This is a genomic window from Streptococcus sp. 5905, from assembly GCF_013276505.1.
Lineage (GTDB): Bacteria > Bacillota > Bacilli > Lactobacillales > Streptococcaceae > Streptococcus.
In genome coordinates this window covers 1-9,648 of sequence record NZ_VMLC01000009.1, presented here as the reverse complement: position 1 = coordinate 9,648, position 9,648 = coordinate 1, and the positions used below count along the sequence as shown (strand labels likewise).

The 9,648-nt window shown below is 42.1% G+C and carries 9 protein-coding genes and 5 tRNA genes; 1 reads left to right on the top strand and 13 read right to left on the bottom strand.

Features of this window, described 5'->3' with window-relative positions:
- The first annotated feature begins 26 nt into the window (after positions 1-26).
- Positions 27-884, top strand: a complete 858-nt coding sequence (locus HT680_RS08955) for a DUF975 family protein (RefSeq protein ID WP_173259822.1) — start codon at positions 27-29, stop codon at positions 882-884.
- A gap of 40 nt (positions 885-924) precedes the next feature.
- Here HT680_RS08955 and HT680_RS08950 read toward each other — a convergent pair whose 3' ends face one another.
- The 13 genes from HT680_RS08950 to HT680_RS08890 all read right to left on the bottom strand — a co-directional run bounded on the left by HT680_RS08950 (position 925) and on the right by HT680_RS08890 (position 9,616).
- On the bottom strand, positions 925-1,287 hold the full coding sequence (locus HT680_RS08950) for a DUF1304 domain-containing protein (RefSeq protein WP_125450603.1): 363 nt from the start codon (positions 1,285-1,287) through the stop codon (positions 925-927).
- A gap of 10 nt (positions 1,288-1,297) precedes the next feature.
- On the bottom strand, positions 1,298-1,723 hold the full coding sequence (locus HT680_RS08945; RefSeq protein WP_000723482.1) for a MarR family winged helix-turn-helix transcriptional regulator: 426 nt from the start codon (positions 1,721-1,723) through the stop codon (positions 1,298-1,300).
- 158 nt (positions 1,724-1,881) lie between these two features.
- Entirely contained in the window at positions 1,882-2,748 is an 867-nt protein-coding gene (locus tag HT680_RS08940) for a DUF2262 domain-containing protein (RefSeq protein ID WP_173259820.1), read from the bottom strand.
- Positions 2,749-2,897: 149 nt separating this feature from the next.
- A complete protein-coding gene (locus tag HT680_RS08935; protein WP_173259818.1) occupies positions 2,898-4,037 on the bottom strand; it encodes a LysM domain-containing protein in 1,140 nt (379 codons plus the stop codon).
- Positions 4,038-4,202: 165 nt separating this feature from the next.
- Positions 4,203-4,823: an HAD family hydrolase gene (locus HT680_RS08930; RefSeq protein ID WP_173259816.1), complete on the bottom strand. Its 621-nt coding sequence runs from the start codon at positions 4,821-4,823 to the stop codon at positions 4,203-4,205.
- A 3-nt stretch (positions 4,824-4,826) separates the two neighbouring features.
- A complete protein-coding gene (locus HT680_RS08925) occupies positions 4,827-6,107 on the bottom strand; it encodes an MATE family efflux transporter (RefSeq protein WP_173259814.1) in 1,281 nt (426 codons plus the stop codon).
- 60 nt (positions 6,108-6,167) lie between these two features.
- Positions 6,168-7,652, bottom strand: coding sequence for a threonine synthase (gene thrC, locus HT680_RS08920; RefSeq protein WP_173259812.1), 1,485 nt, complete (start codon positions 7,650-7,652; stop codon positions 6,168-6,170).
- A 75-nt stretch (positions 7,653-7,727) separates the two neighbouring features.
- On the bottom strand, positions 7,728-9,005 hold the full coding sequence (locus HT680_RS08915; RefSeq protein ID WP_173259810.1) for a gamma-glutamylcysteine synthetase: 1,278 nt from the start codon (positions 9,003-9,005) through the stop codon (positions 7,728-7,730).
- 183 nt (positions 9,006-9,188) lie between these two features.
- A tRNA-Leu gene (locus HT680_RS08910) sits at positions 9,189-9,272 on the bottom strand.
- A gap of 9 nt (positions 9,273-9,281) precedes the next feature.
- Positions 9,282-9,353 (bottom strand) — tRNA-Gln (locus tag HT680_RS08905).
- A gap of 13 nt (positions 9,354-9,366) precedes the next feature.
- Positions 9,367-9,439, bottom strand: a tRNA-His gene (locus HT680_RS08900).
- A 14-nt stretch (positions 9,440-9,453) separates the two neighbouring features.
- Positions 9,454-9,524: transfer RNA gene (locus tag HT680_RS08895), tRNA-Trp, on the bottom strand.
- Positions 9,525-9,535: 11 nt separating this feature from the next.
- Positions 9,536-9,616 (bottom strand) — tRNA-Tyr (locus HT680_RS08890).
- Positions 9,617-9,648 lie beyond the last annotated feature (32 nt).

Below are 9,648 nucleotides of genomic sequence, written 5' to 3'. Positions count from 1 at the left end.
TGTACTATTTATGGTATAATGAAAGAATGAAATACCCAAAAATTGATTTAAAAACTATTCGTCTGCAGACGAGGCAATTTCAGGCTGAAAATCCCCGCCTCTTTCTCGTCTATCTCTTACCTAGCATACTGGTCATCTTATCAGGCTTTCTCAACCCCTTGGCTCGTCTCCAAGAAAGTGTTTTAGAGCAATCCTTTTTCAGCATGCTGGCACAAATGCTCCAAGCCTATCTCTTCCCACTAGTGGTTTCTTTTATGAGCACGATTTTTCTAGCAGGTGCTGCCTTTGCGACACTCAGACTTCTCAAGGATCCTGATACGGAACTCTCCGTAAAATCAAGTCTGGCCCTCTTTGCTGAAGAGCGCTTCTCGCAAACCTTCCTGACCCTGCTCCTCAAACGTTTCTACCTCTTTTTATGGAGCATTCCAAACTTAGTAGGCGTTTATTTTCTCTTTTATAGCAATCTATTGGCTAGGAGATTTGTCGCCCTACATCCTGAATTTCCAAAATTAGACCTCTCATCCGTTGAAACGGAGCAGTTCCTTCTGACCTTTGGGCTCTACTTTTTCGCGAGTCTCATCTTGATGATTGTGGGAAACATCCTCTACATTCCACAACATTATGCCTACTCGCAGGTAGAATTCCTCCTCTGCGACACTCTGGATTTAGGACATGCTAAACCCCGTCAAATCCTGAAAACTAGCCGTTTCTTGATGAAAGGTTACAAATTCCAGCGCTTTGTCCTCGACCTACAACTACTCCCTTGGTACTTCCTCAACTGGATCACCTTTGGAATTGCTAGCTTTTCACTCCTTCCCTATATCCAGAACAATCACATCTTCTTTTACAGAGCCCTACTAGCCCGTAAACGTCGAAATGGATGAGAGTCTACAAAAACCAGCGTCGTTCAGGACGCTGGTTTTCTTATTTCAAAAGTAACATACTCAGCAGAGTCAAAATAGCAGGCCCGCCTTGCTTCAGAATAATCTTCTTGTCTGCTGTCAGAGAACCATAGATCGCTGCACCAAGCACAAATAAAACAAAGATAGTCACAATTTCCAAACTTTGTGAGAAATAAATCCCATACAAGAGAAAGACACCTATCAAAGCATTATAAATCCCTTGGTTTTTAAACAGTGAGGTGACAGAGGGTCTAGTCAACTCTTCCTTGTCCATATTAAAGACTCGGCTGGTTGCATCTGATTGGGTTGCCATACTCTCCAAATAAAAGATATAAAAATGTTCGAGGGCAACAAGGGTTGCTAAAATAGTAGTAATGATTGACATCGTTTTCTCCTTAAAATTCTATTTTTTCTAGACCTGACACTAGTTTCGTCAGTAAAGTTGTTAGCTCTTTCTGCTCGGCTGTCGATAAGATGCTCTCCATCTGTTCCTTCACTCGCAAATGATGTTTAGGCGGACTGACTAAGAGTTGATTCTTGGCTTCTTGGGTTAATTCAACTAAGACTTCTCGCTGATTGGCCGGATTACGCTTGCGACTGACATAGCCCTCTGACTCTAGTATCTTAAAATGACGGGTCAAGGCCGCCTGGTCGATTTGCAACTTCTCCTGAACGGCAATCTGGTTGCAGGGTGACTGCTGCAGTAAAAACTGCAAGATTTGATAGCGGGTCAAACTAATTCCCAATTGTTTCTCAAAAAGTTGAGTGATCATCTGATCTGTTAAATGGAGCTGGTACAGTAAGTCGTTAATTTTTTTCATTTCTACCTCCTTGCGTACACTTGATTTATCAACTATTGAGCTATCAAGTATATTACAGAAAGATTAAAAACGCAACTATTTTGCTTACTCACGAAAAATAGCCTCTTGGTTTCAATCCCAAAAGGCTATTATTTCTATATTCTAGATAAAATCCAGCACTAACCTACCAAATCTGCTCGAAGGATTTCTCCCTCTTTATCAATGACAACTTCGATGGCATGGCCCGCAAAAATTTCCTCGCTATCATCATAGTAGAGGGTCAATTCCCCGTCTTCGTTGATCGATAGTTCACTCAAGGAAAGAGAGTTGGTAAAATACTCTTCTGTTAACTCCACATCATTTTCATCTGAATCTATCCAGTCTTGAGCTGTTTCCCACAGTTCTTTGACAATATAGTCTTTAATCCGAGTATCTTGAACTTGGAAAGTTCCCATAAATTTCTTTAGATCATCAAAAGAACTTGGAGGGAGACTTTCATCTGCACTCGCAGCAAAGATAGCATGAATCTTACCACCACCCTCGTAAGTGATAAATCCTTCAAACCAAGAATAGGCTCTGTTTAAGGTGAATTCGCCAATATCGTCTTGAATGATGACCGGTTTTTGATAGGTTTCAATCAAGGTCTCTAACCTAGAGTCTGAGGATTGGTCATCTAGGTATTCCAGCAAGTGGTAGCAGTTATTAGCTACTTCTGACATATATGGCTCTAACTCCATGAAGGGGCGTTTTTGACATTTGATATGATGAATTTTGTAGGGTTCAAAACTAAAGCCCCATCTCTTTTCTTCAAATTCCTCAGGAGTCAATACCCATTCCAAACGTCCCTCACGTTCAGAGAATTCCTGGGTTGCAACATTGACACTAGCTTTAAAATGAACGGACGGCATTTTACAACCATCTTTTAAAGAAGCGGCCCCAGTTACATTTTGGAGGGTAAAAATCAAGAATTCGACAATTTCACCACAAAATTCCTCTTCAAAATCATCTCTTGTTTTCTCAAATGGAGTTTTTAATCGATTTGTCATTCACTTCATCCTTTCTCTCTATGCTTAAAAGCGTTAGCATAGTTTTGTATTCGCTTACATTTTAACATGTTTTAGATTTTATTTCACTTATCAATACTATTTTACACAAAAAGAAGCTACACTTTTAAATGTATAGCTTCTTATTATTCTTAATTCATTGAAACGTGAACGTGGTCATAGTGGTTTTCAGTCACACTACCACGGTCTGGCATTGGATTCCAAGTGTAGGCAGGTCCATATTTACTATCGTATGGAGCGTAGAAACGTTGTTTCCAGATGATGTAGTTGATACCACGGCTAGCCATATTTTGAACCGCATATTCCGCGATTTGATCACCAAGTGCTGAACTCACTGGAACCATAAAGTCGATAGCTAAACCTTTACCATGGTCCCCACTGTCTCCAGGACGGTAACCACTAAAGGATGTGATGCCAAACAAGTTAGCGATTTCTTCCTTAAAGGCTGCTGTTTGCGGTTGAAGACCAGCATTCTCAGACTTGGTTACAGCAAGTCCTGCATAATCAGGAGCAGCTGGAGCCGAATAAGTTCTTGAAGCCGTTTGGCTTTGCTCTGCTAGATATGTCGAAGTTGCAGTGTCAGAAGTTGCTGTTGATGCTGCTGTTGCACTTGTTCCTGTTGTATCAGCAGGTATTTCGGTTGCTGGAGCAGCTGCTACTGGTGCTTCTGCTGGAGTTGTTGCTGCTACTGGTGCTTCCGCTGGAGTCGTTTCAGCTGTTTCTTCAGCTACAGGTGTTTCTGTAGATGGTGTCTCCTCAGCAACTGTCGCTGTCTCAGAAACTTCTGAACTTGACGCTACTTCTGTTGATTTTTCGGTCTCTGTTGCACTTGGTACTTCCTCAATTGGTTGAGAAAGGTCTGCAATCTGAACAGTTTGATCGTCAACAGTCACTTGATTTGTCGTCAAATTAGCTGTCGCAGTCGTCACTTCTTCACTAGCATTTGCTTGAGGAGTTTGGATTTCAACTTCCGTTACCTCTTCTTTCTCATTGACAGTTGTAGTGAGGACAGTATCTGGGAAAATCAAGTCCATATTGGTGATTTTATTCAAATTAGCAAGAACCGTCACATCTACTCCCAAAGCTTCTGCAATCGTGCTCAGGGTATCACCATACTGAACTGTATAGCTTGTTTTGTTGTCCGTTTTAGTCACATCATTTTTAATTTGCTCAACGCTACGAGCAGTCCAAAGGATCTCCTCTGCTTGAGTTGCCAAAACCGGGGCAAAAGACAAGGCTACTGTTGAAGCTAAAATAATTCTTTTCTTCATTCGTTCCTATTCCTTTCAAATGAGTACCTGTCTATCATAACACAAAAAAAGCAGAAAAAAAGCCCTCTCGGGCCTATTTAATAGAACTGTCTATTCCTTGTAACAAACTCGATTACTTGAAATAGTTTGTTAGGTCTCTGTCACACAACTGACACAATCTTATAGTTACTTACTCTCAAAAATATGAAGAATATCTGCCAGTGCTTGAATCCTGTGATTCCCTTCATAAGGCGACTCCAAAAAGTTAATGCTTTGAATACCGCTATTCTGGGCAAATTCCACATCCAGAGTCCGGTCTCCTATATAATAGGTGTTATCAGGATCCAGCTGATACTTGTCTAACAGATAGTTAGCCGCTTGTGGACTTGGCTTCCGCTCAAAACCGCTCTGACTGGTTAAAATCTCTGTAAAATAGGACTCCAATCCCAAGTCTCTGAGAATGGTAAAAGCATTGTCCCCCTTATGAGTATAGACAAACTGCTGAATCCCTGCATCGTCTGCCCAAGCTAGCACTTCACGCGCACCTGGCATCAAAACTACCTGAGCATTCTTCTCAGCCAGGCTCTGGGCACGTACCTGATTGAGCACTTCCGCATCCAGGTTTCTCTCTTCTGCCGCCTGCTCCAGCAAATCCTGCACAGAAAACTTGAGGATAAACTCTCTCACTTTCTCCTTATTATAAGGAATAGAAAACTGAGCAAAGGTCTCCTCAATCCCTGACAAAATCGCTTCGTAAGAGTCCAATAAAGTCCCGTCTAAATCCCAAATAAAGGCTATTTTTTGCATCTCCTATCCTTTCAACATCATATAACGCTGGTAACGGTAACGTAGAAATAACCAGCGAAAACCATTATCCAAGAGAGTTCCTGCCCAAATACCAGGCAAGCCCCAACCAAGAACAATCCCCATCAGATAGGCTGTCCCAATGCGGATACACCACATCCCAATACTTGTCGCATAAAAGGGGAGGCGAGCATTTCCCAATCCCTGCCAAACTGCCGTATAAATAACTGTCCCTGTCGCCATGGGAGTCCCTAGTAGTGAGAAAAGTGCCACCAAAACGCTCGCTTCAACTGCTATAGGGTCGGTCGTATAGAGGTGTGTCAGTGGTGCCCCCAAGGCATAGATACTGAGAGTTAAGGGCAACATGAGAAGTAGAGAAAGCCAAAAGGTTTGTTTGCTTACCTCGTCTACTCTTTCCCAGTTATCCTCTCCAACTGCTCGAGCCACCTGCATGACCGTCGCCGTAGCGACGCCAAAGGCAGGCATGTAATTAAACTGGGTCAAGACTTCTCCGACTGCATTTCCAGCCACTGCCTCCGTTCCAAAAGACACGACCAAGGCAATGATCACTACATCTCCAGCCCTCATCATAAGCCGCTCTCCTGCCGCTGGCAAAGCCAAGGTCAATAGTTCCTTATCTAAACCAAAAGTCGGTTTCTCAAAAGGCAGCTTTAATTGCGACCACAAAATCACAAGACCGACTAAGCGAGACAAGATAGTCCCCCAAGCAACACCTGCTATCCCCATATCAAGGACAAAAATAGCTAGACTTGAAAAAAGAATATTCAAGGCATTGGATAACAGACTCACATAGAGGGGTAGACGCGGATTATGCGTTGCACGAATCAAGGCACCTAGACTCGTCATCAAGCCCAAGAGAACAATCGATCCACCCACCAAAGATAGGTAGAGCCCACCACTCTCAGCCACCTCCTGCTCAGTTCCCAAAAGTCCTATCATCTCTTGCCCAGCAAAGATAGACAAAGCTCCTAAAAGGGAACTTAATAGTAAAGTAATTTTCAACGCCTCAGTCACATGGTAGGCTAGCTTGGACTGATCTTTCTGCCCCAAACTTTTTGAAATAACACTGGAAATAGCAGCTCCCAGAGCGATAAAAATCGCCTGATAAATCGTGATAATATTGCCAGCAACTGAAACACCTGAAATAGCTATCAGTCCCAAGTGAGCGACCAAGTAACTGTCCACCATTCCCATGAGCATTTGCAAAAAGTTTTCACCCATAGCTGGCAATGCAATATTAAGAATGTCTTTATTTTTCTTAAACAATCCTTCCTCCTGATGAAAAGAAACTCAGTTGGTTTCCCAACCGAGTTTACTCCCTCTGTCTTAAAGTCCTAGATAAGCCTCAACCGCTGCTTGCATATCAGCAGCTGCCACTGTTGTTTTATGACGAACTGGAGCTGTTTCAAGGCCATCAACCGCTGGTGGCACTGCCACTCCTGAGATTTTATGTAATTGAGCCAAAGCTTCAAAGTCAGTTAAGCCTGTTTTTCCTGTTACAGCTTCTACTGCAACCACAGGGAACTTGTATGGACTAGCTGTTGAAGCAATCACTGTCTTAGTCGCATCGCCAGTAGCCACTTGGTATTTTCTATAAACAGCTGAGGCAACCGCCGTATGTGGATCCTCGATATAGCCATCTGTTTGATAAACACGTTTAATTTCTGCCGCAGTTTCTTCCTCAGTCGCATATTCAGCTGCAAAGAGTTCCAGAATCGCTGCATCAAAGTCTGTCAATTCATATTGTCCTTGTGTATTCAAGGCATTCATAAGATCAGCTGTCTTAACCGCATCATTCCCCAAAAGATGAAAAATCAAGCGCTCCAAGTTTGAAGATACCAAGATATCCATAGATGGGCTAGTTGTTATCTTAAACTCACGTTTCTTGTCATAGACACGTGTTTTAAAGAAGTCTGTCAAGACATTGTTGTCATTTGAAGCACAGATCAATTTACCAACTGGCAGACCAATTTGCTTGGCATAAAAGGCAGCCAAGATATTTCCAAAGTTTCCTGTTGGTACTGTGAAGTTGACCTTTTCACCAGCCACAATCTCACCAGACTTAACCAACTGAGCGTAGGCATAAACATAGTAGACAATCTGTGGCACCAAACGACCGATATTCATAGAGTTAGCTGATGAAAACTGTAGCTTATTAGCTGCCAATTTTTCACGAAGGGCCACATCATTGAACATATGCTTCACGTTAGTTTGCGCATCATCAAAGTTTCCATCAATAGCGATAACATGAGTATTGTCGCCAGTCTGAGTAGTCATTTGCAACTCTTGTACCTTGCTGACACCGTCTTTTGGATAAAAGACGATAATCTCAGTACCAGGCACATCTGCAAACCCTGCCATAGCGGCTTTCCCAGTATCACCAGATGTCGCTGTCAAGATGACAATCTTGTTCTCCAAACCATGCTTTTTAGCGGCAGTCGTCATAAAGTATGGCAAGATTGATAAGGCCATATCTTTAAAGGCAATCGTTGAACCATGGAAGAGTTCCAAGTTGTATTGCCCAGCTAGTTTCACCAAAGGCGCAATAGCTGGAGTATCAAACTTGCTATCGTAGGCATTGTTGATGCAGTAATCCAACTCCTCAGCTGTAAAGTCATCTAAAAATGCTGACAAAACTAACTTAGCAACTTCCTGGTAAGAAGCATCTTTCAATTTTTCAAAGTCCAAATCTACCTTTGGATAAGTAAGCGGTGTAAACAAACCACCATCCAACGCCAAACCTTGCAAAATAGCTTGGCTGGCAGTTACTGTATTGTTGGCATCACGCGTTGATTGATAAACTAATGTCATGAATCTCTATCCTTTATCTATAGTCTCTTCCATTATATCATGATTTTTCAGAAAATTCTCCCTTTACAAGAGAAATTATAGGCCCAATTCTTCTTTCAAAGGTTGTAAATAGGTCATTTCTTGCTTGCCTCTCTTCTCCAGTCCTTCCTCAGCTAGAAGGAGTAAGGCTTTTGAAAACTCATTAATTGCAGATTCTTCCTCATCTGTGAGCTTTTTCTTAGAAAATTGTCGCCTTAAAGACTTGTAATCACGACCAGCTGTAGTAAAAAATGGAGCAGTCCGCAAGTAAGCTTCTAACTTATCTAAATTAAGCAACAATCCCAAGTGAAAGGCAGCAGAAGCAAATGTCTTATCAAGCGGCTGAGTACACACACTACGAAACTCGATAGTCCCCCGAGTTGTCAAATCTTGGTACTGGTAACTACGGTGTGTCTGAAAGTCCTTCTCCTGAGGATAAAGAAGAATCTCTTCCCCATCAAGGGCGAAGGCATGAATTTCCGGGGTTCCTAAGTAATCTTTTGCTCGAATTGGATAAAAATAATAGGTTTCACCATCCCGTTCCACAGTAAAAATCGCAGAGTGATCCAGATAATCAAAAAAATCATCCTCATCTTTAAAGAGTCTAGTATTGACACCTACATTTTCAGGATAAATCCCATGCATAGACTCTTCCCAAAAAATATCCCTAGAAATCTTGGTATTCCAATCTTCCCCTGAAAACTCTGAATTGGCAAACAAATAAGCTTTTGCCGCTTCAATTTGCGTAAAAGCATTGATAACACGAAGGTAGTTGGACCTTGAAACATCCAGTTGAACCTGACTCCCACAGATAAAGGCTCCATACTCAGGAAAATCATGTAAACCTATACTAGTCACACTTCTACTCAAGTTCAAGTAAGCCATCAACATCTGATAGCGGGGATAAGCTACTGGTTGATTCTCGTTCTCTTCCCAGTATGGATGGATACCAGAACCAACGATTGCATGATTAGATTCACCCAACTTTTTCTGAATCGTATCCATATAGGCCCTAAAACGCTCTTCAACCTCTTGAATAGATTCGGCCTTTCCGAATGCAAACTCAATCGTCGTATAAGCAACCTCAAATAAGATCGTATCTTGGCTGACTGGATCAAGTAACTGAATTGGATTCCCAAAATCATCCACTTTTTCGATAGTAAAACCCAGTACTGATGGTAAATACCGAAAGAGATCCTTAACAACCTCGATATCCGTAGCCTCACCCTCTAAATTTACAATAGGATATTCTAACTCAATCCCAATAAATAAATCAGGCTCCTCTTTTATATTCTTTAAGTAACGTTTCTTTAGCAATTCAACAGAACGAGACATTAACCACCAAACTCTTTCATAATCTACATAAAATGTGAATAAGTAATATTATACCAAAAACACACTAAAAATGATTAGAATAAGAAGAAAAAGATAATTCATCAGTTATCTGTACTTAAAGAAAAATATCAAAATCTTCACTAAATCAAAAAACAAGGTCCGAAAACCTTGTCGTTATTACTATACCGGCGGCCGGGGTCGAACCGGCACGTCCTTGCGGACACTGGATTTTGAGTCCAGCGCGTCTGCCAATTCCGCCACGCCGGCAAATAGTAACTGGGGTAGCTGGATTCGAACCAACGCATGAGGGAGTCAAAGTCCCTTGCCTTACCGCTTGGCTATACCCCAATAATATAAAATAGGCGAGTGATGGGGATCGAACCCACGCATGCCAGAGCCACAATCTGGTGTGTTAACCACTTCACCACACCCGCCATAATTCTATAAACACGGGCAGTAGGAATTGAACCCACACTGAAGGTTTTGGAGACCTTAGTTCTACCTTTAAACTATGCCCGTAACTAAAGGAATGGAAGGGGAGGGATTCGAACCCCCGAACCCGAAGGAGCGGATTTACAGTCCGCCGCGTTTAGCCTCTTCGCTACCCTTCCTAGTCATAAGTATATGGCGCGAGACGGAATCG

Bases quoted from the DNA above. Each gene is read 5' to 3' on its own strand.
- HT680_RS08955 (WP_173259822.1), top strand. From the start codon at position 27: ATGAAATACCCAAAAATTGATTTAAAAACTATTCGTCTGCAGACGAGG.
- HT680_RS08950 (WP_125450603.1), bottom strand. From the start codon at position 1,287: ATGTCAATCATTACTACTATTTTAGCAACCCTTGTTGCCCTCGAACAT.
- HT680_RS08945 (WP_000723482.1), bottom strand. From the start codon at position 1,723: ATGAAAAAAATTAACGACTTACTGTACCAGCTCCATTTAACAGATCAG.
- HT680_RS08940 (WP_173259820.1), bottom strand. From the start codon at position 2,748: ATGACAAATCGATTAAAAACTCCATTTGAGAAAACAAGAGATGATTTT.
- HT680_RS08935 (WP_173259818.1), bottom strand. From the start codon at position 4,037: ATGAAGAAAAGAATTATTTTAGCTTCAACAGTAGCCTTGTCTTTTGCC.
- HT680_RS08930 (WP_173259816.1), bottom strand. From the start codon at position 4,823: ATGCAAAAAATAGCCTTTATTTGGGATTTAGACGGGACTTTATTGGAC.
- thrC (WP_173259812.1), bottom strand. From the start codon at position 7,652: ATGACATTAGTTTATCAATCAACGCGTGATGCCAACAATACAGTAACT.
- HT680_RS08915 (WP_173259810.1), bottom strand. From the start codon at position 9,005: ATGTCTCGTTCTGTTGAATTGCTAAAGAAACGTTACTTAAAGAATATA.